Source organism: Streptomyces sp. NPDC003691, assembly GCF_053981115.1.
Genome location: NZ_JBSFNQ010000100.1, coordinates 1 through 22,601, shown reverse-complemented (window position 1 = coordinate 22,601; position 22,601 = coordinate 1). Strand labels below are relative to the sequence as shown.

The following is a 22,601-nucleotide window of genomic DNA, read 5'->3' as shown; positions in this document are numbered from 1 at the left end:
CTGCTTCGCGGGGGCCTGCTCGGCGGCGGCACCACCGTACGGGGTGTTCGAGAGGCCGACACCGCACTTCGGCCAGGCGCCCTTGGGCCCGCGCCGCCTCCGGCTTCCCTCGGTGCCCGCCGCCGCCCCCGACCGCGGACCGCCGACCGCCAACCGCCGCCGGGAAACCAACAGGCGGTGATACCGGCGTGCCGTTACGTTCGGCCGATGGACATCGACAGCGATATCGACAGCGATGAGGACGGATTCTTCGGAGAGAGCGTCGCGGCGGGGTACGACGAGGGTTCGGCGGACATGTTCCGGCCCGAGGCGGTGGATCCGGTCGCCGGGCTGCTCGCCGGGCTGGCCGGTGACGGACCGGCCCTGGAGTTCGGCATCGGGACCGGCCGGGTCGCGCTGCCGCTCGCCGCGCGCGGCGTCGAGGTGCACGGGGTGGAGCTGTCCCGGGCCATGCTCCGGCGGCTGCGGGAGAAACCCGGCGGGGACGCCCTCGCGGTGACGGTCGGGGACTTCGCCACGGACCGGGTGCCGGGCGGCGAGGGCCGGTTCACCGTGGCATATCTCGTGTACAACACCATCAACAATCTGACGACGCAGGAAGCCCAGGTCGAGTGCTTCCGCAACGCCGCCGCCCATCTGCGGCCCGGCGGCACCTTCGTGGTCGAGGTGGGCGTGCCGGATCTGCGGCTCCTGCCGCCGGGCCAGACCGCGGTGCCCTTCCATATCGGCGCCCGGCGCTGGTCGTTCGACACCCTCGACCCGGTGGACCAGTCGATGGCGTCGCACCACTTCGTCCAGCAGGAGGACGGGAGCGTACGGTACCGGGCGATTCCCTTCCGGTATGTCTGGCCCGCCGAACTGGACCTGATGGCCCGGCTCGCCGGGATGGTGGTGCGCGACCGCTGGGAGGACTGGTCGCGTACTCCGTTCACGGGTGAGAGCCGCAGGCACGTCTCCGTCTGGGAGAAGCCCGCGGACTGAATCCGCCGGCACCCGGGTAACCGGAGGCCGGGGCGCGGGCCCGTCGGTGCGCGCCCCGGCCCGGGCGCCGACTGCCGTCCGGGCGTTCCGGTCCGGGCGCTGCCGTCCGGGCCTGCCGGTCCGGTTGCCCCGGCGGCGGCTCACTCCGGCGGCGGGCCCGCGGGGCCGGGGCCGATCCGGAACTCGAAGTCGCCGTCGTACTTCTCGTGGCCCGCGATCACCGCCGACTCCACGGCCTCGGTGCCGACCTCCTTGCGGACGATCAGGGGGTCGTGCCGCAGATCGCGCATCAGGGCCACGCACATACCGATCATCACCACCACGAACGGCGCGGCGACCAGGATGGTCAGGTTCTGGAGTCCGGCGAGGGCGTCGCCCTCGCCGTTGCCGATCAGCAGCATGATCGCCGCGACGGCGCCGGTGACGATGCCCCAGAAGATCACGACCAGCCGGGACGGTTCGAAGGTGCCGTGCTGGGAGAGGGTGCCCATCACCACGGACGCGGCGTCGGCGCCGGAGACGAAGAAGATGCCGACCAGCACCATCACCAGGATGCTGGTGGCGGTGGCGATCGGATACTGCTGGAGTACGGCGAACAACTGGGCCTCGGGGGTGGCCTCGTCGCCGATCTTCTCGCGCTCGGCGAGCTTCATGGCGGTGCCGCCGAAGACCGCGAACCAGACCAGGCTGACGGTGCTGGGGACCAGGATGACCCCGCCGATGAACTGGCGGATGGTCCGGCCGCGGCTGATCCTGGCGATGAACATACCGACGAAGGGCGTCCAGGAGATCCACCAGGCCCAGTAGAAGACCGTCCAGTTGCTCAGCCAGTCGGCGACGGCCTTGCCGCCGGTGGCCTCGGTGCGCCCGGCCAGCTCCGGCAGTTCGGCGAAGTAGGCGGCGATGGAGGTGGGCAGCAGGTCGAGGACGATGATGGTGGGCACGGCGATGAAGACGAAGAGCGCCAGCACCAGCGCGAGGACCATATTGGTGTTGGAGAGCCACTGGATGCCGCGTTCCACCCCGGAGATCGCGGAGAGCACGAACGCGGCGGTGAGTACCGCGATGACACTGACCAGCAGGACCGTGCCGACCGTGTCCAGCCAGCCGAGTTCGGTGATGCCGCTGCCGATCTGGAGGGCGCCGAGCCCCAGGGAGGCGGCGGAGCCGAAGAGGGTGGCGAAGATCGCCAGGATGTCGATGACCCGGCCGGTGGCGCCGCCGCACCGCTGAGCCCCGATCAGGGGCTCGAAGACGGCGCTGATGGTCTGGCGGCGGCCGCGGCGGAAGGTGCTGTAGGCGATGGCGAGTCCGACGACCGCGTAGATGGCCCAGGGGTGCAGGGTCCAGTGGAAGAGGGTGGTGGCCATGGCGATCTGCATGGCCTCGCCGGGGGTGCCCGGGGCGGTGCCGGGCGGGGGCGAGAGGAAGTGTGCGAGGGGTTCGCTGACCCCGTAGAACATCAGGCCGATGCCCATACCCGCGCTGAACATCATCGCGACCCAGGAGACCGTGCGGAATTCGGGCGCCGCGCCCTCCTCGCCCAGCGGGATCGTGCCGTACCGGCTGATGGCGAGCCAGAGCGCGAAGACGACGAACCCGGAGGCGGCGAGGACGAAGGCCCAGCCGCCGTTCTTGATCAGCCAGTCCAGCAGGGTGCTGGAGGCGTTCTCCAGGGAGTCGGTGGCGACCGCGCCCCAGACGACGAAGGCGAGGGTGAGAACGGCGGTGACACCGAAGACGATCCGGTCGGTGACGGGGCGCCCGTGGGGCTGGGGCAGTCCGGGGGGCTCGGCGGTGACCGGCCGGGCCCCCCGGTCGTCGGGGGTGGATCCGTGCGACACAGGTACACCTTTCATGCGGTAGGCGAGGCTTGACCGGATTTGCTCGGTTCGCCTCGGTTATGCCCTACCACAGGTGCCCTGTGCCGCCCGGTGCAACAGGCCCGGTACGGCGGGCCGGTTCAGCAGCTCGTGTCGGGAAGCCCCTTCGTCAGGTGATAGGTCGCACGCGCGTCCAGCAGCAGGGGGACGAGCTGCCGCTTCGACTGCCGCAGCGGGACATAGGCCCCGCCGTCGGGGCCGGGGCGCGCGGCGACTCCGTGCAGGGCGAGTTCGTCGCCCACGTCGGTCCACTGGGCGGCGTCCAGCCGGTAGCCGCACGGCGGGTCGGCGAGGGTCTCCTCCGGGGTCGCCGGATCGTTGTCGGCGCCGCCGAGATAGACCGGGCCGTGGTCCCGGAATCCGGCGGCGCGGGCGGCGTGGGTCGCCGCGTCGATCCGGCCGCGCCGCTCCCCGGCGTAGGAGAACAGCCCGTCGAGGGCGGCGAGCTGGCTCGCCACCCGGCGGCGGTTGTTGACGGATTCGTCGGCCTGTTCCTCCGGGGTCAGGGCGTCGACCCGGCTCTCGATGAGCAGCCCGATCGCGTTCTTGATTCCGGTGGCGTTGCGCAGGATCCGCTCCTGGCCGTCGCCCGCGACCTGGCGGATCGGTTCGCCGGTCACCGGGTCGGTCCAGATGCCGTACGTCCCGGTGTTGTAGCCCGCCTCGTGCGCGGCGGGGCGGACGTACTCCCCGGAGAGCTTCCGGGACTCCTCGTGGACCTCGGCGTGGGTGTTCGGGTTCCGCGGCCAGAGGTCGAAGAGCTGCCGGTCGTAGTAGCGGGGGGTGGCACCGTACTCGTGGAGGTCGTAGACGACGTCGGGCCGCTGGTCGCGCAGTACGGCGGCGACGGCCCGGGCCTCGGCGGTCTTCAGGGCGAGATGGTCGCGGTTGATGTCGACGCCGTCGCCGTTGCCGCGGGTGTCGGCGGCCCGGCCGTCGGGGTTGGCCGTGGGGACGACCAGGATCCGGGTGCGGTCGAGCAGCCGCCGGGTCTCGCGGTCCCGGGCGTATCCGAGGTCGCGGACGGTGGTCAGACAGGCTTCCCGGCCCGCCGGTTCGTCACCGTGCTGGGAGCAGATCAGCAGGACCGTGCTGTCGGCGTACCGGTTGCCCACGGTGACGAGCTGGAGGGGCCGGTTCTGCTGGGTGGTGCCGATCCGGGCGACCGACACCCGGTCGCTGCCCCGGTCGACCGCGGCGAGGAAGGACTGCTCCTCGGGCTGGCCGGTCCAGCGGGCGCCGTCGCTGGTCTCGAAGCCGGTGCGGGGCGGGCGGGGAGTGCCGTCGTGGGCGGCCTGGGCGGGGGTGGTGAGCAACGGGGCGGCGAGGGCGACGGCGGCCGCCCCGACGGTGAGGGCGCGGATACGCGGGTTCATCGGCGGTGGTCTCCGGGGATCGGGTCGACCGGGCGCGGGCCGGTGACGGAGCGGGCCGGGCCCGTGGTGCGCGGGGCGGCGGAATCGCCGGCCGGGGTGCCGGCGGTGGCCCGGGCGAAGGCGGCGGCGCCGCCCACCAGGGGCAGTTCGGCACGGGTGCGCGCCAGGTCGAGGGTGAGGGTGGGGGTGCTCGGGGGCGGTTCGATGAGATACCGGTCTGTTCCGGCGACGATCAGCGCGAGCCGGTGGCCCGCCGGGACGATGTGGTCGGCGGCGTGCAGGTCGAGGGTGATGGTGTGCTTCTTGCCGGGGGTCAGCGGGCGGCCCGCGGCGGCGGACGCGTGGTTGCCGAGGTCGGCCCAGCCGCGGCTGAAGACGGTGAAGTCGACATCGTTGGTGGCGGCCCTGGTCTCCCGGTAGCAGGCGCTGTCACCGGGGGTGCTCGCGCCCCAGCAGGTGCGCTCGGGGAGGGTGGTGATGCCTTCGCCGCGGCCCGCGTAGTCCCGGACGGTGTCGGGGCCGAGGTCGACCAGGACGGCGGACAGATGGGCGCTGGTGGTGGTCGGCGTGGCGGTCACGGTGACCTTGCCGGAGCCGGCGAGCCGCAGGTCCCGGGTGAGGGGCTTGCTGATGAACCCGGCCTTGGCGGTGGTGGAGCGGTCGATCGCGCGGGACCAGTCGATCTCGTCGAGCTGCGGGGCGTCGGTGAAGGTCTCGACGGCGCCGGGGCGGGCGGGCCGCAGGGAGAGCGTGCCGACGCCGGGCTCGGTGCCGTTGCCGGGCCGCAGGGTGGTGGCCCGGGTGCCGGACGGGGGCCAGACCCGGTCGGTGGACCACTGGTCGGGGGCGTGCTCGACATCGGCCATGGGCTCGTCGTCGATGCCGTTGTCGTAGCCGAGGAGGTAGTGGTCGAACCAGCGGTGGAGGGTCCGCACCCACTCCGCCCGCCGGAAGTCGAACGGGTCGACATGGCCGACCTGGGAGAGCCAGACCTTCCGCTCGGTACCGGCCGCCGCCAGGGCGTCCCACCACTGGCCGAAGTGCTTGCCGCGGACGTTCAGGTCCTGCATGCCGTGGACGGCGAAGACGCTGGCCTTCACCTTGCCCGCGTCGGCGGTGTAGTCCCGCTCGGCCCAGAGCCGGGTCAGATCGCCGGAGCGCGGGGACCCGTCGACGATGCGCTGCTGGACGGCGCCGCAGCGGGTGCGGGCCTCGGGGCTCTCGACGTAGTCCGACAGCCATTCGGGGCCGGAGTCGAAGAGGGGGGCGCCCTTGGCGAAGTAGTAGTCGTACCAGGAGGAGATGGCGCCGATGGGGACGATGGTCTCCAGGCCCTCGACACCGGTGGCGGCGACTCCGTTGGCGATGGTCCCGTCGTAGCTCTTGCCGATCATTCCGGTCCGGCCGGTGGACCAGTCGGCGCGGGCGCGGTCGGTGCCGGTACGGGTGGTGTAGCCGCGGGCGCGGCCGTTGAGCCAGTCGACGACGGCCTTGGCGGACTGGACGTCGGAGCGTCCGCCGACGTCCACACAGCCGTCGGAGCGGCTGGTCCCGGCGAGGTCGACGGCGACGAAGGCGTAGCCGCGGGGGACGAAGTAGTTGTCGTAGTAGAGGGGGAACTGAACCGGGTTGCCCTGGGCGTCGTACGTCTTGCGCTGGCCTTCGTTGCCCCGGCCGCAGCAGGCGTAGTACGGACTGGCATCCATGATCACCGGGACCCGGCGGCCCTGGGCGGCGGCTTCCCGGGGCCGGATGACGTCGACGGCGACCCGGTCGGTCCGGCCGTCGCCGTCCCCGTCGAGCCGGGTGTCGACCCAGACGGACTCCCGGACGGCGTCGGCGTACGAGTAGACGGGCGCGCTCTCCCGGGCCGCCGCCGCGGGCCCGGTCGAGGCGGCGGCGCCCGCCGGGGTGAGGGTGATGGCCATCAGGGCGGCGACCGAGGCCGCGAGGAGCGATCTGTACGTCGTCAAGCGGGTGCCCCGCGCACATATCGACATGGGCGGACCGTACTCCCGGGAACCACGGAGCAACAGAGGGCGACGAAGAGGTCAGGGGGACGGGTGTGGCGGAGAGGGTTTTCTGTGGTGATTCCGGGATGGTTCCCGGGGGGATTCGGGGTGACTTGGCGGGGATTCCGCGAGGGCGTACCGAGTGGGTTACGGCGTCGTCCGCGCGGCCGCGGGAAACGCACGACGCCCGGGCCGGGACCGGGGTCCTGGCACGGGCGTCGGGTGGTGGTGCGGGCGGCGTCAGTTGCCGCGGCGGCCCTCCGGGCCCGGGACCGGCTCGCCGACGATGCGCTCGGCGAGCGAGTGCGCCCAGGCGTCCACGTCGGAGCGGAGCGCGGCCTCGGCGACGACGCGCTCGGCCTCGATGGCGGCGGCGCCCTCGGCGACGATGCGCTCCTTCTCGCGCAGGCCCTCCTCGCGGGCGGCGGCGATCAGGGCGGTGCCCTCCTCGTGGGCCCGCTGGCGGGTGTGGGCGGCCTCGTGGCGGGCCTCGGCGAGGATGGCCTCGCGCTGGGCGCGGATGTCCTCGGCCTCGGCGCGGACCTCGTCGGCCGCGTCCATGACGCCCTGCGTCTTCGCCTCGCGCTCGGCGATCACGGCGGCGGCACGCGGGAGCAGCCGACCGGCGAGCACGGCGTAGACGAGCGCGAACGCCACCAGTCCGATGACAAGGCCCCAGCCCGTGGGGTTGAGCGGGCCGATGTCGAGGGGAAGAAGCTTGTCGTTCAAGGGCTCGTCCTGCCTTGTCCGTAGGTGTCCGGGGTGTTCCGTCGCTGCCCGGCAGCCTGCCGCCGGGGGCGCGCCATCCCTCGGGAGGATGCCGCGCGCCCGCGCGGGCGCGGGACGCGACGGCGGGCTTGGTCAATCCTACCGTTGCCCGCAATCAACCCGGCACCCGGGCATTACCCAACGGTAACCGCGGCTGATTGGATGGCTGCGGACGATCTTCACCCGTGAACCCCGACCCGGAACTCCAGGAGTCACCGTGCCGCGTTCCCCGTTCTCCCTGCCCCGCCGCGCCGTCGCCGTGGCCGTGTCGGCCGTCCTCGGCGCCGCCGGTCTGGCGGCGACCGCTCCCCCGGCCGCCGCCGCCCCGGCCACCGCGACCGGCGGCGCCCCGGTCGCCGCGACCGCTGCCGCGCCGGGCGCCGCCGTCCCGGGCCTGAAGGTGCTGACGTACAACGCCTTCCTGATGAGCAAGGCCCTCTACCCCAACTGGGGCCAGGACCACCGAGCGCGGGAGATAGCCGCCGCGCCCTTCTTCCGGGGCCAGGACGTGGTCGTGCTCCAGGAGGCCTTCGACAACTCCTCGTCGGATCTGCTGACGCGGCGCGCCGCGGCGGAGTACCCGTGGCAGACGCCGGTCCTGGGCCGCGGCTGGTCGGGCTGGGACGCGACCGGCGGGGCCTATTCGGCGACCACGCCCGAGGACGGCGGGGTGACCGTGCTCAGCAAGTGGCCGGTCGTCCGCAAGGAGCAGTACGTCTATGCGGATGCCTGCGGTTCGGACCGGTGGTCGAACAAGGGCTTCGTCTACGCGGTGCTGGACGTGGGCGGGGTCCGGGCGCACATCGTGGGCACCCATGCCCAGTCGACCGACCCGGGCTGCGCGGCCGGGGAGGCGGCGGCCGTCCGGGCCCGGCAGTTCCGTGAGCTGGACGCCTTCCTCGACGCCCGGAACATCCCGGCGTCGGAGCAGGTGATCGTGGCGGGCGACCTCAATGTGGACCGGCACTCGGCCGAGTACGCCGCGATGCTGGGCGACGCGGGCCTGGTGGACGCGGACGGCCGGGCCGGGCACCCGCACTCGTTCGACACCGCGGGGAACTCCATCGCGGCCGAGCGCTATCCGGGCTATGCGAGCGAGGACCTCGACCATGTCCTCCACCGGGCCGGGCACGCCCGGCCGGCCGGCTGGACGAACGAGGTCCGCGCCGAGCGCAGCGCGCCCTGGACGGTGACGAGCTGGGGACGGACGTACACGTACACCCATCTGTCGGACCACCATCCGGTGGTCGCTTCCGGGCGCTGACGACCCCCGCGACAGCCCCCGCGGCAGCCCGCGGCGCGTCCGGCCATCGGCGGCCGGACGCGCCGCCGCACCCCCGGCCGGGCGCGGGCCCACGGTCCGGAGAACGGCCCCGGAGGCCCCGTGGTACCGGATTCCGGGGGTCCGCGGCGGGGTTCCGTCCCGTCGCGGACCCTCGCCGCCGGGCCCCGACGGGGTGTCAGAAGACCGGCGCCCGCGGCCCCCACGAGCCCCGGGCACACCACCATGCGCCCTTGTCCGACTGACAGGGGCATGCCACATTGATCCGGCGACCCGGGCCCGGTCCGGTCCACACTGCTCTTCGCAAACCCCCACAATCCACCCGAGGATCGCTGCGAAGGAGACCACCCCCATGAGACGCACGCTCGGTGCGCGCATCGCCCTTTCCGTTCTGCTGACCCTGCCCGCGGCGGGCATCGGAGCGGGCACCGCGACCGCCGCGCCAGGACCGGCCCCCGCTCCCACGCCGGGGCCCGGCGTGGCCGCGTCGGCGGCCGCCTACGCGCTCGACACGGAGCTGGAGCAGACGCTCGGCGACCGCGGCGCGGGCTCCTACCTGGACTCCGGTACGGGAGAACTCACCGTCAACGTGACCGACGCGGCCGCCGCCGAGGAGGTCCGGGCCTCGGGCGCCCGGGCCCGGATCGTCGAACGGTCCACGGCACAACTGGAGGACGCGATGGGCGTCCTGGAGGCCCGGGCGAAGATTCCCGGGACCTCGTGGGGCATCGACCCCTCGGCCAACCGGGTCGTGATCGAAGCGGACCAGTCGCTGAGCCCGCGCTCCCTGGGCAGGCTGCGGACCGTGGCCGCCTCCCTGGGCGACGCCGTACGCGTCCAGCGCGTACCGGGGGTCTTCACCAAGGAGGTCACCGGCGGGGACGCGATCTACGGCGGCGGCTACCGCTGCTCGGCCGCCTTCAACGTGGTCAGGAACAGCACCCGCTACTTCCTCACCGCGGGCCACTGCACCAATGTGGCCGCCGGCTGGTCGGCGGTGTCGGGCGGACCGCAGATCGGGGTGCGCGAAGGCACCAGCTTCCCGACCAACGACTACGGGATCGTCCGCTACAACGGCACGGACGTCCCGCCCGGCACGGTCAACCTCTACAACGGCGGCTACCAGGACATTGTGGGGGCCGCCGACGCCATCGTGGGCCAGGCCATTCAGAAGAGCGGGTCGACCACGAAGGTCACCTCCGGGACGGTCACGGCCGTGAACGTCACCGTGAACTACAGCGACGGACCCGTGTACAACATGGTCCGTACGACCGCCTGCTCCGCGGGCGGCGACAGCGGCGGCGCCCACTTCTCGGGCTCCACCGCGCTCGGTATCCACTCGGGCAGCTCCGGCTGCTCCGGGACCAGCGGCTCGGCGATCCACCAGCCGGTGCGGGAGGCGCTGTCGGTGTACGGGGTGACCGTGTACTGACCTCCCGGGCCCCGCGCCCGGCGCGGCGCGCGGCCCGGCGACGGGACCGCGCGCCGTGGACGCCGGGCGGCGCGTCCGCCTTCTGCGGGAGAGAGGGCGGGCGCGCCGGGCGGGCGGCTCCCGGTCGTAAGCCGCCGCCTTCCGGCCGGGCCCGGGCCGCCCGGCCCGTCGGGTCACCGACGCGGGGCGGGACACCCACGGGGCGATCAGGGGCACCGGCCCCGGTGCGGGGACCGTCGGGTCACCGACGCGGGGCGGCACGCCGGCCCGCAGACACGGGCCGGGCCGGAACGGGCCAGGTCAGGGCGGGGCCGGGACGGGACGGCTAACCGGCGGCGACGGGCGCGGCCTCCGGGGGGCGGCGCAGGGATGCCGCGTGGGGAGCCATCAGCAGGGCGACCAGCTCGCGCCGGCTCCGGACGCCGGTCTTGGTGAAGACGGACTTCAGATGGTCCTGCACGGTCGCCGGGGTCAGGAAGAGGGTGAGGGCGATCTCCCGGGTGCTGCTCCCCCGCACGGCGTGCAGCGCAACCTCCTGCTCCCGGTCGCTCAGCTTGTGGGCGAGCAGTGCCAGCGGCATCACGTCGGTCGGGGAGGCGGGCTGTGCCACGACCGCGACATGGCCGTCGGCCCGGCCGTCCAGCAGGGACGCGTAGAGCGAGAACCACTCCCCCTTGGGACCCCGCAGCCGGGCGAACGAACCGGGCGCCCGCCCGCCGCCGCCCGCGTCGGCCCGGGCCCACTGGGCGACCATCAGTACGGCGGTGGGCACTCCGGCCGGCCGGGTGATCTCCTCGTCGAGCGAGGCGAGCAGCTGCTGCGCCTGCGGATCGGCGCTGACCAGGTTTCCGCCGGGCCCGATCAGCATCACGGCGGGCACCGGCGGGCGGCCGTCCGGGTCCGTCCCCGGCAGCGTGGTGGCGGTCGCCGCTTCGCGCACCGACACGGCGACGGCGCGCGCCACGCGTTCCGCGAAGCGGAGTTCCTGCGGCCCGAACGGGCGGGAGCCCGAGCTCCGCATCAGCGCCGCGGCACCCCACCGCCCGCCCTGCGCATCCAGGTTCAGCCGCAGCTCGTCCTCGAAGTCGAGGCCCTGGAGGAGTTCGCGGAAGCGGATGCTGCGTTCGGGGCGGCCGCCGTTGGCCCGGTGGATCGAATCGGCGAGCCGGCCCGACTCGCGGATGGTGGCGAAGCGAGTGGCATCGTCGGACCATGCCTCCAGATGCACCGCCTGTTCGAAGCCCCCGGGCGGCAGATCGCCCGAGACCGTCGAAGTGAGGAAACCCGTGACCGGATCGGCGCCGTGCCAGCAGCCGGCGTCATAGCCGAGCACGGGCCGCAGTAAGCCGTGGATACGTATGAAGAACTCGTCCAAAGGCAGTCCGGCGCGGCCCATGTCGGCGATGGTCGCGAGGGTTCTGCGCTCGATCTCACGGAGCGAAGCCATCGGACTACCATACGAGCCCGGCCACCCGCTCTCCCAGTAAATGGGGATGTCTTCGGCCACCGCCCCGGGACAGGATTGTCATCGGCTCCCCACCCCACGGGACAGCCGGAAACCCCCGCACACGCACCACCTTCTCGGACGACACCGCCGCTCGCACCGCCTCCGTAATCCCCCCACGACCCGACCCCGAGCCGAACCGGAGCCTCTCCCCCCACGGTCTTTCCTCCCGGGCCCCGCCCCGTTCCGCCAGGGTGTGCGCCCACCCCGGCCGCACGGAGCCGCGCCCACCGGAGTCCCGCCCCCACCGCGAGGGGGGCGGGGCTCCGCCTTTTCACCTGGTCTCCCGCCCTCCGCGCTGCTCCCCACGCCCCCGTCCGGTCCGTCCCGGACCGGCCACCGCCCGGGTCGTCCGGCACAAATCCACCGCGGGGACCGGTGCGGCCCGGGGCCCGGGTCTTTCAACAGCGGCGGTGAGACAGCAATACTGTTCCACCCGGGCTGTGGACAACGACCGGGAGAGCGAGGCACAGCATGGCTACCGGCACCACCGCGGTCCCCGGCACCACCGGCCCCACAGGACCCACCGAGCCCACCGGCCCCGGCGGGCCCACCGCCGGGGACGAGCAGCCGATGACGGTGGACGAACTGGCCGCCCGGGCGGGTGTGACGGTCCGGACGATCCGGTTCTACGGCACCCGGGGGCTCCTCCCGCCACCGGCCATCGGCCCCCGGCGGGTCGGCCACTACGGCCCGGGCCATCTGTCGCGGCTCGCCCTCATCGAGGAGTTGCAGCGCCAGGGCATGACCCTGGCGGCAGTCGAGCGCTATCTGGAGCAACTGCCCCCGGACATGGGCGCCCACGATCTGGCCATCCACCGCGCCTTGGTCGCCTCCTGGGTGCCGGACTCCGCCGAGGTGGTCACCCGGGCGCAACTGGAGCGCAGGCTGGGCCGGACGCTCGGCGACGACGACATCGGCAAACTGGACGCCATGGGCGCGGTGGCCCGCGGCCCCGAGGCGGGTACCTACCGCGTCGACCCGGGCTTGCTGCGGCTCGCGGCGCAGCTGCTGGACGTTCCGGTCGCGTACGAGACGATCCTCGCCGCCCGCACGGTCCTTCTGGAGCACACCCGCTCGGTGGCGCACGAGCTGACCAGGCTCTTCCGGGACGAGGTGTGGCAGCCGTACCGGGACGGCGGGCCGGGACGGGACGGAGCGCCCGATGGCCCCGGCACGCCCGGGGAGACCGACGAGGAGCGGGCCGAGGCCATCCGGAACCTGTCCGCGCCGATCCGTCCGCTGGTGGTCCAGGCCCTGGTCACCGCCTTCCAGCGGTCACTGAAGGAGGAGTTGCGGTCGGCGTTCGGTACGGACCCGGCCCGCCCGGACGGTGCCCCCGCGGGCGATCACGCCGCGGACGCCGGTCCGGCACCGGGAGAGCCGGGGTCCTGAAGGGCGGCGCGGCAACCGGACCGGGCGCCCGGGCCCGGCCCCAACAGCCCGGCGCCCGGGACCCGGGACCCGGGACCGAACGGTCCCGAACGGTCCCGAACGACCGCAGGCCCCGAACGACGGCCGGTCCCGAACGGCCGCGTACCCCGCAGGTGCGGGCCGGGGCGCGGACGGCCCCGGCCCCGCCGTCACTCCTCGCCGTCCGTGAAGCGCTCCCCACGCTCCGCCTTCGCCACCAGCAGCGCCGGGGGTTCGAACCGCTCCCCGTACCGCTCCGCCAGCTCCCGGGCGCGGGCCGTGAAGCCCGGCAGGCCGCCCTCGTACCCGTTGATGTACTGGAGGACGCCGCCCGTCCAGGCGGGGAAGCCGATACCCATCACCGAGCCGATATTCGCCTCGGCGACCGAGGTCAGCACGTTCTCCTCCAGACAGCGCACGGAGTCCAGCGCCTCGGAGAACAGCATCCGCTCCTGCATGTCCGTGAACGGGACGTCCGCGTCCGGCCGGGTGAAGTGCTCCCGCAGCCCCGGCCAGAGGCCGGTCCGCGTCCCGTCGTCCGCGTAGTCGTAGAAGCCCGCTCCCCCGGCGCGCCCGGTGCGGCCGAACTCGTCCACCAGCCGGTCGACGACGGCGTCCGCCGGGTGCGGCACCCAGACCCCGCCCGCCTCCTCGGCCGCGCGCCGGGCCTCCTCCCGGATCCGGCGCGGCAGGGTGAGCGTCAGCTCGTCCATCAGGGAGAGCACCTTCGCCGGGTATCCGGCCTGGGCCGCGGCCTGTTCGACGGACGCCGGGTCGACGCCCTCGCCGACCATCGCCACGCCCTCGTTGATGAACCGGCCGATCACCCGCGAGGTGAAGAAGCCGCGGGAGTCGTTGACCACGATCGGCGTCTTGCCGAGCTGCCTGACCAGGTCGAAGGCGCGGGCGAGCGTCTCGTCCCCGGTGCCGCGCCCCTTGATGATCTCGACCAGCGGCATCTTGTCGACCGGGGAGAAGAAGTGCAGCCCGATAAAGCCCTCCGGGCGCTCGACGCCTTCGGCGAGGGCGCTGATCGGCAGGGTCGAGGTGTTGGAGCAGAGCAGGGCGTCGGGGGCGACGACGCCCTGGACCTCCTGGAAGACCCGGTGCTTCAGCGCGGTGTCCTCGAAGACCGCCTCGATGACGGCATCGCAGCCGGCCAGGTCCGCGATCTCGGCGGTGGGGGTGATCCGGGCCAGTACGGCGTCCCGCTCGGCCTCCGTCGTACGCCCGCGGGCGACCGCCTTGTCGAGCAGCTTCGCCGAGTACGCCCGGCCCCGCCCGGCCGCCTCCGCCGACACGTCCTTGAGGACGACGTCGATACCGGCCCGGGCGCAGGCGTAGGCGATGCCCGCGCCCATCATCCCGGCACCCAGTACGGCGACCCTGGTCACCGTGCGCCGTTCGATATCGCGCGGCCTGCCCGCGCCCGTGTTGACGGCCTGGAGGTCGAAGAAGAACGCCTGGATCATGTTCTTGGCGGTCTGTCCCGTCACCAGCTCGGTGAAGTAGCGCGCCTCGATGGTCTGCGCGGTCTCGAAGTCGACCTGGGCGCCCTCGACGGCCGCGGCCAGGATGTTGCGGGGCGCCGGATAGGGCGCACCGGCCGTCTGCTTCTTCAGATTGGCCGGGTAGGCGGGCAGGTCGGCGGCGAACCGGGGGCTGGCGGGGGTGCCGCCGGGGATGCGGTAGCCCTTCTCGTCCCACGGCTGGCGGGATTCCGGGTGGCTGTCGATATACGCCCGGGCGGCGGCGAGCATCTCCTCGGGCGTCCCGGCGACCTCGTGCACAAGACCGTTCTCCAGAGCCCGCCGGGGGGTGTAGCGGGTGCCCTGGAGGAGGACCTTCAGCAGGGCGTCGGCAATGCCGAGGAGGCGTACGGTGCGGGTCACTCCGCCCGCCGCGGGGAGCAGCCCCAGGGTGACCTCGGGCAGGCCGATCCGGGAGCCGGGGGTGTCGAGGGCGATCCGGTGGTGGCAGGCGAGGGCGATCTCGTAACCGCCGCCGAGCGCGGTGCCGTTGATCGCGGCGACGACGGGTTTGCCGAGGGTCTCGATCCGGCGCAGGGCCCGCTTGACGGCCATCCCCGCCTCGAACGCCTGCGGGGCGTCGCCGGGGCCGAGCCGGATCATGTCCTTGAGGTCGCCGCCCGCGAAGAAGGTCTTCTTGGCGGAGGTGACGACGATGCCGCGGATGGTGTCGCGTTCGGCTTCGGCGCGGTCGGCGACGGCGGTGAGCGCCTCGCGGAACGCCTGGTTCATGGTGTTGGCGGACTGGCCGGGGTCGTCGAGGACGAGGGTGACGACACCGGTGTCGTCGGCCTCCCAGCGGATCGCCCCGCCGGATCCCGGCGGGTCGGCGGGGGACGGGGACGGGCCGGTGGTGGAGGTGCTCGTGGTCATGGCTGCGGTCTCCGGGTGGCGGGCGGACGGCGGGGAGGGCGTACGGGTCAGGCGGTGACGCGCTCGACGACGGTGGCGATGCCCATACCGCCGCCGACGCAGAGGGTGACCAGTCCGTACCGCAGGTCCCGGCGCTCCAGTTCGTCGACGAGGGTGCCGAGGATCATCGCGCCGGTGGCGCCCAGCGGATGCCCCATGGCGATGGCGCCGCCGTTGACGTTGATCCGGTCGAGGGAGACCCCCAGGTCCCGGGCGAAGCGCAGGACGACGCCCGCGAAGGCCTCGTTGATCTCGATCAGGTCGATGTCGTCGATGGTCAGCCCGGCGCGGGCGAGCGCCTTGCGGGTGGCGGGCGCGGGTCCGGTGAGCATGATGGTCGGCTCGGAACCGGAGACCGCGGCCGAGACGATCCTGGCGCGCGGCACCAGCCCGTACCGCTCGCCGATCTCCCGGGAGCCGATCGCGACGAGCGCGGCGCCGTCGACGATGCCGGAGGAGTTGCCCGCGTGGTGGACATGGTCGATCTTCTCGACCCAGTGGTACTTCTGCAGGGCGACCGCGTCGAAGCCGCCGAGGTCGCCGATGCCCGCGAAGGAGGGTTTGAGGGCGGCCAGGGTGTCGGCGGTGGTACCGGGGCGCATGTGCTCGTCGTGGTCGAGGACGGTGAGGCCGTTGCGGTCCAGGACGGGGACGACGGAGCGGTCGAAGCGGCCGTCCTTCCAGGCGGCGGCGGCCCGTTCCTGGGAGAGCGCCGCGTACTCGTCGACGTCCCGGCGGGAGAAGCCCTCGATGGTGGCGATCAGGTCGGCGCCGATGCCCTGGGGGACGAAGCCGACGGTGTGGTTGGTCATCGGGTCGGCGAACCAGGCGCCGCCGTCGGAGGCCATCGGGACCCGGGACATGGACTCGACGCCCCCGGCCAGCACCAGGTCCTCCCAGCCCGACCTGATCTTTGCCGCCGCCATGTTGACGGCCTCCAGGCCGGACGCGCAGAAGCGGTTCTCCTGGACTCCGGCGACCGTGTCGGGCAGCCCGGCCGCGACGGCCGCGATCCGGGCGATGTCGGAGCCCTGGTCGCCGACCGGTCCGACGACACCGAGGACGATGTCGTCGACGGCGGCCGGGTCGAGTCCCGGGAAACGGTCGCGCAGGGCGCCGATCAGACCGACGACGAGGTCGATCGGCTTGGTGCCGTGGAGGGCGCCGTTGGCCTTGCCGCGCCCGCGGGGGGTGCGGATCGCGTCGTACACATACGCTTCGGTGCTCAAGTCGGCTGCCTTTCGGGGACTTCGGGCGTCCCGGCGGACCGGGACGCCCGGTGGTCGGGGCGCGGTGCGGTGCGAGGCGGTGGGGGCCGGAGCGGGCCCGCGTACGGCCGGCCCGGGCCGCCGGACCCTCAGCCGGGCGCGGCCGCGGGGTCGCCGGGCCCGCCGGGTGCGGATGACGGTGCGGCGGAAGCGGGCCCGGCCGGGGCCGGGTTTCCGGCCGGGGCGGGAGGCGCAGCCGGGGCAGGGGGCGCGGCCGGGGCGGGCAGGCCCCAGTCCCGGGCCACCGCCTCCGTATCGGCGCCCGGCAGCGCCGGGCCCCGCCGGATCGTGCCCGGAGTGGCGGAGAAGCGGGGCGCGGGCGCCGGCTGGACGGTCCCGGCATGCTCCACGAAGGTGCCGCGGGCGGCGAGATGCGGATGCGCGGGCGCCTCGCGCAGCGAGAGCACCGGGGCGACGCAGGCGTCGCTGCCCTCGAAGACCGCCGTCCACTCGGCGCGGGTCCGCTGTTTGAAGCGGGCGGCGACGGCGGTCCGCAGTTCGTCCCAGCGGTCGAACTCCTTGCGGGCCGGTGCGGAGTCGGGGAGTTCGAGGAGCCGGACGAACTCGGTGTAGAACCGCTGCTCCAGGGCGCCGACGGCCATGTACTCCCCGTCGGAGGTCTCGTAGCAGCCGTAGAAGGGGCAGCCGCCGTCGAGGAGGTTGGCGCCGCGCCGGTCCTGCCAGCCGCCCGCGGCCATCATCCCGTGGATCATCGTGGCGAGGTGCGCCGCGCCGTCGACGACGGCGGCGTCCACGACCTGGCCGCTGCCGCCCTCCGTACGGGCGTGCTGGAGGGCGGCGAGCACCCCGATCACCAGATAGAGGGAGCCGCCCGCGTAGTCGCCGACGAGATTGGCCGGGACGGCGGGTTCCTCGCCGGCCCGGCCGATCATGCCGAGGGTGCCGGTGACGGCGATGTACCCGATGTCGTGGCCCGCCCGGTCGGCGAGGGGGCCGTCCTGGCCCCAGCCGGTCATCCGGCCGTACACCAGCCGGGGGTTGCGGGCCAGACAGGCGTCGGGGCCGACGCCGAGGCGCTCGGCGACCCCGGGCCGGTAGCCCTCGATCAGTACGTCGGCCCGGGCCACCAGGTCGAGTACGGCTCCGGCGCCGCCGTCCTCCTTGAGGTCGATCAGCACGGAGCGCTTGTTGCGGTTGGTGAGGTCGTACGCGGGGTCGATGGCGAGCCCCGCGCCGCCGGGCCGGTCGACGCGGACGACATCGGCGCCGAGGTCGCCGAGGATCATGGCGGCGAAGGGGCCGGGGCCGATACCGGCGAGTTCGACGACGCGGACTCCGGCGAGCGGACCGGCCGGCGGGCCCGCCCCCGGTGCGGGTGTCGGCCCGGATGCCGGCGCGGGCGGCGGAGTAGGCGGCGGAGTCATCGGGCCCCCAGCATTCATGTGACACAACTGATGTAACACCAGTGATGGTAAGAACGCACTCCACCGCGGACAAGGGTTTGCCCGGAGCGGCCCGGTGGATTCACCGGGTTGCCGGTGGGGCGCCGGGCGCGCGGCCGGACACGAGGCGGGCGCGGCACCGGGTCCGCGGGGGCCGTTGCACCACCCGCGCCCCGGGCGACCGGAGCCCGGGCGCCGGTGACGGCCGGTCGGCGGAACGACAGGGCGCGCCCCCGGACTCGGGGCGCGCGGCCGCCCGGGGCGGCCCGGGCGGCCCCGCGCGGTCCGGCTCCCCCGCGCGGCTCAAACCCCGCCCGGCCTGGACCGCGCCCTGCTCGGACCGCGCCCGGCTCAGACCGCGCGCAGCGCCGCCGTGAGGGCGTCGCGGCAGAGGCGGTCCGCGTGGCGGGTGGTCTCGGGGACGCGGTAGCGAGGGGTGAGGTGGAGGGTGTGGGCGCAGGCCGCGTCCAGGGTGATCCGGTGGCCCACGGAGACGTACACCGGCTTCACGTCCGTCCGGGTCCGCAGCGCCCGGCCGACCTCCTCGCCCCCGGCGTCGGTCAGCGGCGCGGCCGCTCCCCGGGCCGGGCCCGGCTCGTCGTGGCGGAACACGAAGGGGTTCTTGGCGACGCCGATCGTGGGCAGTCCGGTGAGCACGCCCAGATGGCTGGCCAGCCCGAACCGGCGCGGATGGGCCACCCCGTAGCCGTCGCAGACGACGAGCCCGGGCGGTGCGCCGAGGCCGTCCAGTGCCGCGAGGACCGCGGGGAGTTCACGGAAGGCCAGCAGCCCGGGGACGTAAGGGAAGGCGACCCGTCCGACCGCCGTCGCCCGGGCCACGACGTCGAGGGTGCCGGCGTCCAGGGTCACGGCGGCCGCGGCGACCAGGTCGCGTTCGTCGTCGTACGCCACGTCCACCCCGGTCACCGTGCCCTCGCCGACGGGCGGCCCGGGTTCGCCGGTGACCACCCGGTCGCGGAGTCCGTCCTGGACGGCGAGGGCCGCGGCCTCGTCGCGCGGCCAGCCGTCGGGGATGTCGATCAGCGTCATGCGCCCCCACCCTACGCAGGCCCCGCCGCCGGGGCGGTGGCCGGTGTCGTAGCCTGGCGGCCATGTTCGTACTGGAACTGACCTACACCGCGCCGCTGGAGCGGGCCGACGCCCTGATGGACGCCCATATCGCCTGGGTGGACCGGCTCTTCGAGGAGGGTGTGTTCATCGCGTCGGGGCGGAAGAACCCGCGGGACGGCGGGATCATCCTGGCCGTCGGGGACGACCGGGCCCGGATGGAGGACATCGTGGCGGCCGACCCGTTCACGGCCGGCGGGGTATGCGCGTACCGGATCACCGAGTTCACCGCCACCCGGACGGCCCCGGAGCTGGCGCCGTACCGGCAGCAGCCGCCGAACTGACCGCCCGGACCCGCGATCCCCCTTCCGCTTTCCCGGCGCGTCAAGCCGTCCCCGGCGAAGGTGACGCAGGTCACGTACCTGTGCAGTGCACCGGAAGTACCGGTCCCCACGTCCTTCCGGGTGCCAGAGGACGTCCGCGGGGCGCGCGCGTGCAGAAGCAGGGGGGACCATGTCCGCAATCACCGTCATCGAGCAACCCGTTCACGCCAGGATCGTCGCCTCGGCCCCCCGCGCGGAGCCCGTACAGGCGCTGCTCCGCTACGAGACCGGCGACCCCTACGCGGTGCGGATGGCGTTCCCGGCGGACGCGACCCTGGAGGGGAACGACCTCGCCTGGGCCTTCGCCCGGGAGCTGCTGGCGATGGGGGTGGAGCGGCCCGCGGGCGACGGGGACGTCCGGATCCGGCCGTACGGCTACGACCGGACGGTCGTCGAGTTCCACGCTCCCGAGGGCATCGCGGTCGTCCATGTCCGCACCTCGGAGGTGCGGCGGTTCCTGGACCGGGTGCAGGGCGTGGTTCCGTCGGGGCAGGAGTCCCGGTATCTCGATCTCGACCACGACCTGGTGCGGCTGCTGCGCGACGCCTGCTGACCCCGGTCCTGCCGACCCCGGTCCGGCGGATTCCCGGCCGGCGGTTCCCGGATGCCCCGTCCCGGGGGCGTTTGCCCGGTCTCACCGGAGCTTGGTCACTGCACGGAGGCCGGTCCGGGGACCGACGAAGCCGGGTGCAGGGGAGTTGCCTCCTACGGACCTCTTACGGACCCGCGGCGCCTGCCTCCCCGGCTCGCTCGGCGGCTGCCTCCAGCAAGGGCCAGCCGTCGACCTCCACTGCCCGTCGCTCCCCCGGCTGCCATCCATGGGCCAGCGCTACGTCGAGCAGGGCACGGACGGCGCCCGGCTCGTGCAGGTTCAGGCCCGGGCCCTGGGCGAAGCCCACATCCCCGGAACCGAAAGGGGCCCTGCCCGGCACGTACCGGCCCGGCCCATCGGCAAAGACCATGCGCAGTAGGCCGCCGGTGCCGGCCGGCTGCGGGGTCAGCGTGAGGATCTGGCGGCAGTCCACGGACCGGCCGTCGTGGTCCCTTCGGTGGCTGTGGCGCGTCTTCCACATGTACAGGCGCCCGTCGGCGACCAGCCGGCGGGATTTCTTCGAACGGCGAGGCACCCGGCCGAGGATACGCGGCCCGGTCCGCAGACACCCATGGTGGTGATCATGTGTCGATGAGACGAACAGAATGGCCGTCGGACTCCGGTGAGACCGGTGAGACCGGTCAGGGTCCGATGGGACAGGACACCGTCCGGGGGTTTCCCCCGAGCGCCCCCGCGGCAGCCCCGTTATTCCGTTGACCGCCCGTCCGGCCCCCGGCTACGTTCGTCCACGTCGCTGTCGCCACCGATCGGAGTAGAACGTTGAAGGTCTGAGGTCCGGGACACCGTGCGCCACCGTCGGTTACGGCGTGTGGGCGTTTCGCGTGCGACCTCGACGTTCGAGCCGTTCTCCCGGGCCGGGGCCGCTCTTTCGGTCTTCCCCGTCCCACGGGCCTCCGCGGGCCGCCCTTCCGGCGCCTTCCCGTGATCCCGCCCGCTGTTTCCGGCGTTGCTCGTCCCGTTCTCCGTCGTCGCCCGCTTCCGGTGTCTCCCCGCCGCCCATTCGCCACCCTGCGACAGGAGACTCCATGACCGCGTCATCGACCCACCTCGCCTGTATCGACCTCGACTTCTCCTGGCCGGACGGCACCGGGGTGTTCGACGGCCTCCAGTGGGCCGCCGGCCCCGGCCGCACCGGGCTGATCGGCCTCAACGGCTCCGGCAAGTCGACCCTGCTGAAACTGCTCGCCGGTGAGCTGACGCCGTCGGGCGGCACCGTCCGCACCGTGGGCGAGGTCGGCCGGCTGCCGCAGAACCTGACCCTCGACACCGCACTGAGGCTGGACGAGGTGCTGGGCATCGCCGGGACCCGCGCCGCGCTGCACGCCATCGAGCGCGGCGACACCGACGAGCGGCACTTCGCCGCCGTCGGCGACGACTGGGACGTCGAGGAGCGGGCCCTGGCGACGCTGGACCGGCTCGGCCTCGGCCGGATCGGGCTCGACCGTACGATCGGCGAGGTGTCCGGCGGCGAGGGCGTCCTGCTGAAGCTGGCATCGCTGCTGCTGGCCCGGCCGGATGTGCTGCTGCTCGACGAACCGACGAACAACCTCGACCGGTACGCCCGGCACCGGCTGTACGACGCGGTGGCCGCCTGGTCCGGGGTGATGGTCGTGGTCAGCCACGACCGCGAACTGCTGGAGCTGGTCGACCAGATCGCCGATCTGCGCGACGGCGGCATCGTCTCCTACGGCGGCAACTACTCGGCCTACGAGGCGGCGCTCGCCGCGGAGCAGGAGGCGGCCGAACGGATGGTGCGGGTCGCCGAGGCCGATGTGCGGCGGCAGCGGCGGGAGCTGGTGGATGCCCGGGTGAAGCTGGCGAAGCGGCAGCGGTACGCAAACAAGGCGCAGGCCGAGAAGCGGGTGCCGAAGGTCGTCGCGAACGCGCTCAAGGGCGCGGCCCAGCAGTCGGCGGGCAAGCAGCGCACCCTGCACACCGAACGTCTGGCGGGGGCGAAGGAGCGGCTGACCGAGGCCCTGGAAGCGGTGCGGGACGACGACGAGATCCGGATCGAACTGCCGTACACCACGGTCCATCCGGGCCGCGAGGTGCTGTGGCTCAAGGATCTGCGGCTGCGGTACGGCACCGAGGTGCGCGGCGTCTTCGATATCCGGGGGCCGGAGCGGATCGCCCTGATCGGCCGGAACGGCGCGGGCAAGACGACCCTGCTGCGGACGATCGCGGGCGAGCTGGCCCCGGCCGGCGGCGAGGCCGAGACGCTGGTGCCGCTGCGGTTCCTCCCGCAGAAACTGGATGTCCTGGACGATGCGCTGTCCGTCGTCGAGAACGTGGCCCGGGCCGCGCCCGGCGCCACCGCCAACCGGATCCGGGCCCGGCTGGCACGCTTCCTCTTCAAGGGCGCGAAGGCCGACCGGCCGGCCGGGACCCTCTCCGGCGGTGAGCGGTTCCGGGCCGCGCTGGCCTGTCTGCTGCTGGCCGAGCCCGCGCCCCAGCTGCTGCTGCTCGACGAGCCGACGAACAATCTGGACATGGCGAGCGTACGGAAGCTGACGGCGGCGCTCGACGCCTACGAGGGCGCGCTGATCGTGGCCGGGCACGACGTACCGTTCCTGGAGTCGATCGGGATCACGCGCTGGCTGCTGCTGGACGGCGGCGGGCTGTACGACGTCCGCGCGGAGGACGTGCGGAACGGCGAGCTGCGGGCGCCGCTGTCCGGGGTGAACAGACCGAAGGCCACCACGACGGACGCCAGGACCATCACCATCGAGTTGGTGATGGTGCCGATGGAGCTGATGACCGTATAGGGCACGAAG

17 protein-coding genes are annotated in these 22,601 nt (G+C 73.7%); 7 read left to right on the top strand and 10 right to left on the bottom strand.

Features of this window, described 5'->3' with window-relative positions:
• Nucleotides 1–207: 207 nt before the first annotated feature.
• A complete protein-coding gene (locus tag ACWDR0_RS30165; protein ID WP_456354975.1) occupies nt 208–981 on the top strand; it encodes a class I SAM-dependent DNA methyltransferase in 774 nt (257 codons plus the stop codon).
• Between the two features lie 140 nt (nt 982–1,121).
• Here ACWDR0_RS30165 and ACWDR0_RS30160 read toward each other — a convergent pair whose 3' ends face one another.
• The 4 genes from ACWDR0_RS30160 to ACWDR0_RS30145 form a co-directional block, all read right to left on the bottom strand.
• Nucleotides 1,122–2,840, bottom strand: a complete 1,719-nt coding sequence (locus ACWDR0_RS30160) for a BCCT family transporter (protein WP_456354974.1) — start codon at nt 2,838–2,840, stop codon at nt 1,122–1,124.
• A 104-nt stretch (nt 2,841–2,944) separates the two neighbouring features.
• On the bottom strand, nt 2,945–4,240 hold the full coding sequence (locus ACWDR0_RS30155; RefSeq protein WP_456354973.1) for a M14 family metallopeptidase: 1,296 nt from the start codon (nt 4,238–4,240) through the stop codon (nt 2,945–2,947).
• Nucleotides 4,237–6,240 (bottom strand): Xaa-Pro dipeptidyl-peptidase, encoded by a 2,004-nt coding sequence (locus ACWDR0_RS30150; protein ID WP_456354972.1) that lies wholly within the window; start codon nt 6,238–6,240, stop codon nt 4,237–4,239. The genes ACWDR0_RS30155 and ACWDR0_RS30150 overlap by 4 nt, the downstream gene beginning before the upstream one ends.
• 252 nt (nt 6,241–6,492) lie before the next feature.
• Nucleotides 6,493–6,981 carry a F0F1 ATP synthase subunit B family protein gene (locus tag ACWDR0_RS30145; RefSeq protein ID WP_456354971.1) on the bottom strand — a complete coding sequence of 163 codons (489 nt, stop codon included), beginning with the start codon at nt 6,979–6,981 and terminating at the stop codon, nt 6,493–6,495.
• A 256-nt stretch (nt 6,982–7,237) separates the two neighbouring features.
• On the opposite strand from ACWDR0_RS30145, the gene sph reads away from it, so the two are divergent.
• On the top strand, nt 7,238–8,284 hold the full coding sequence (gene sph / locus ACWDR0_RS30140; RefSeq protein WP_456354970.1) for a sphingomyelin phosphodiesterase: 1,047 nt from the start codon (nt 7,238–7,240) through the stop codon (nt 8,282–8,284).
• Nucleotides 8,285–8,654: 370 nt separating this feature from the next.
• Nucleotides 8,655–9,734: a S1 family peptidase gene (locus tag ACWDR0_RS30135; protein WP_456354969.1), complete on the top strand. Its 1,080-nt coding sequence runs from the start codon at nt 8,655–8,657 to the stop codon at nt 9,732–9,734.
• A gap of 325 nt (nt 9,735–10,059) precedes the next feature.
• Here the strand turns inward: ACWDR0_RS30135 and ACWDR0_RS30130 are convergent, their stop codons facing one another.
• Nucleotides 10,060–11,181: a response regulator transcription factor gene (locus ACWDR0_RS30130; protein WP_456354968.1), complete on the bottom strand. Its 1,122-nt coding sequence runs from the start codon at nt 11,179–11,181 to the stop codon at nt 10,060–10,062.
• Nucleotides 11,182–11,811: 630 nt separating this feature from the next.
• Between ACWDR0_RS30130 and ACWDR0_RS30125 the strand changes: the two genes are divergently transcribed.
• The gene (locus ACWDR0_RS30125) at nt 11,812–12,633 is read left to right on the top strand and encodes a MerR family transcriptional regulator (protein ID WP_456354976.1); all 822 of its coding nucleotides are present in this window, start codon (nt 11,812–11,814) and stop codon (nt 12,631–12,633) included.
• A 188-nt stretch (nt 12,634–12,821) separates the two neighbouring features.
• Here the strand turns inward: ACWDR0_RS30125 and ACWDR0_RS30120 are convergent, their stop codons facing one another.
• The 4 genes from ACWDR0_RS30120 to ACWDR0_RS30105 form a co-directional block, all read right to left on the bottom strand.
• Entirely contained in the window at nt 12,822–15,053 is a 2,232-nt protein-coding gene (locus ACWDR0_RS30120; protein WP_456354967.1) for a 3-hydroxyacyl-CoA dehydrogenase NAD-binding domain-containing protein, read from the bottom strand.
• Between the two features lie 47 nt (nt 15,054–15,100).
• Nucleotides 15,101–16,321: an acetyl-CoA C-acetyltransferase gene (locus ACWDR0_RS30115; RefSeq protein WP_456354966.1), complete on the bottom strand. Its 1,221-nt coding sequence runs from the start codon at nt 16,319–16,321 to the stop codon at nt 15,101–15,103.
• A 128-nt stretch (nt 16,322–16,449) separates the two neighbouring features.
• Nucleotides 16,450–17,745 carry a CaiB/BaiF CoA transferase family protein gene (locus ACWDR0_RS30110; protein ID WP_456354965.1) on the bottom strand — a complete coding sequence of 432 codons (1,296 nt, stop codon included), beginning with the start codon at nt 17,743–17,745 and terminating at the stop codon, nt 16,450–16,452.
• A gap of 369 nt (nt 17,746–18,114) precedes the next feature.
• The gene (locus ACWDR0_RS30105; protein WP_456354964.1) at nt 18,115–18,813 is read right to left on the bottom strand and encodes an endonuclease V; all 699 of its coding nucleotides are present in this window, start codon (nt 18,811–18,813) and stop codon (nt 18,115–18,117) included.
• A 62-nt stretch (nt 18,814–18,875) separates the two neighbouring features.
• Here ACWDR0_RS30105 and ACWDR0_RS30100 point away from each other — a divergent pair, with 62 nt between their 5' ends.
• Together ACWDR0_RS30100 and ssgD are read left to right on the top strand one after the other, a co-directional pair.
• Nucleotides 18,876–19,175 (top strand): YciI family protein, encoded by a 300-nt coding sequence (locus ACWDR0_RS30100; protein ID WP_456354963.1) that lies wholly within the window; start codon nt 18,876–18,878, stop codon nt 19,173–19,175.
• A gap of 169 nt (nt 19,176–19,344) precedes the next feature.
• Nucleotides 19,345–19,767 (top strand): spore wall synthesis regulator SsgD, encoded by a 423-nt coding sequence (gene ssgD, locus ACWDR0_RS30095; protein ID WP_456354962.1) that lies wholly within the window; start codon nt 19,345–19,347, stop codon nt 19,765–19,767.
• A 163-nt stretch (nt 19,768–19,930) separates the two neighbouring features.
• Here the strand turns inward: ssgD and ACWDR0_RS30090 are convergent, their stop codons facing one another.
• Nucleotides 19,931–20,341: a hypothetical protein gene (locus ACWDR0_RS30090; RefSeq protein ID WP_456354961.1), complete on the bottom strand. Its 411-nt coding sequence runs from the start codon at nt 20,339–20,341 to the stop codon at nt 19,931–19,933.
• A gap of 511 nt (nt 20,342–20,852) precedes the next feature.
• Between ACWDR0_RS30090 and ACWDR0_RS30085 the strand changes: the two genes are divergently transcribed.
• On the top strand, nt 20,853–22,592 hold the full coding sequence (locus ACWDR0_RS30085) for an ABC-F family ATP-binding cassette domain-containing protein (protein WP_456354960.1): 1,740 nt from the start codon (nt 20,853–20,855) through the stop codon (nt 22,590–22,592).
• Nucleotides 22,593–22,601 lie beyond the last annotated feature (9 nt).

Excerpts from the sequence above, each read along its gene's own strand:
- ACWDR0_RS30165 (WP_456354975.1), top strand. The coding sequence starts at position 208 with ATGGACATCGACAGCGATATCGACAGCGATGAGGACGGATTCTTCGGA.
- ACWDR0_RS30160 (WP_456354974.1), bottom strand. The coding sequence starts at position 2,840 with ATGAAAGGTGTACCTGTGTCGCACGGATCCACCCCCGACGACCGGGGG.
- ACWDR0_RS30155 (WP_456354973.1), bottom strand. The coding sequence starts at position 4,240 with ATGAACCCGCGTATCCGCGCCCTCACCGTCGGGGCGGCCGCCGTCGCC.
- ACWDR0_RS30150 (WP_456354972.1), bottom strand. The coding sequence starts at position 6,240 with ATGTCGATATGTGCGCGGGGCACCCGCTTGACGACGTACAGATCGCTC.
- ACWDR0_RS30135 (WP_456354969.1), top strand. The coding sequence starts at position 8,655 with ATGAGACGCACGCTCGGTGCGCGCATCGCCCTTTCCGTTCTGCTGACC.
- ACWDR0_RS30130 (WP_456354968.1), bottom strand. The coding sequence starts at position 11,181 with ATGGCTTCGCTCCGTGAGATCGAGCGCAGAACCCTCGCGACCATCGCC.
- ACWDR0_RS30125 (WP_456354976.1), top strand. The coding sequence starts at position 11,812 with ATGACGGTGGACGAACTGGCCGCCCGGGCGGGTGTGACGGTCCGGACG.
- ACWDR0_RS30120 (WP_456354967.1), bottom strand. The coding sequence starts at position 15,053 with ATGACCACGAGCACCTCCACCACCGGCCCGTCCCCGTCCCCCGCCGAC.
- ACWDR0_RS30110 (WP_456354965.1), bottom strand. The coding sequence starts at position 17,745 with ATGACTCCGCCGCCTACTCCGCCGCCCGCGCCGGCATCCGGGCCGACA.
- ACWDR0_RS30105 (WP_456354964.1), bottom strand. The coding sequence starts at position 18,813 with ATGACGCTGATCGACATCCCCGACGGCTGGCCGCGCGACGAGGCCGCG.
- ACWDR0_RS30100 (WP_456354963.1), top strand. The coding sequence starts at position 18,876 with ATGTTCGTACTGGAACTGACCTACACCGCGCCGCTGGAGCGGGCCGAC.
- ssgD (WP_456354962.1), top strand. The coding sequence starts at position 19,345 with ATGTCCGCAATCACCGTCATCGAGCAACCCGTTCACGCCAGGATCGTC.
- ACWDR0_RS30085 (WP_456354960.1), top strand. The coding sequence starts at position 20,853 with ATGACCGCGTCATCGACCCACCTCGCCTGTATCGACCTCGACTTCTCC.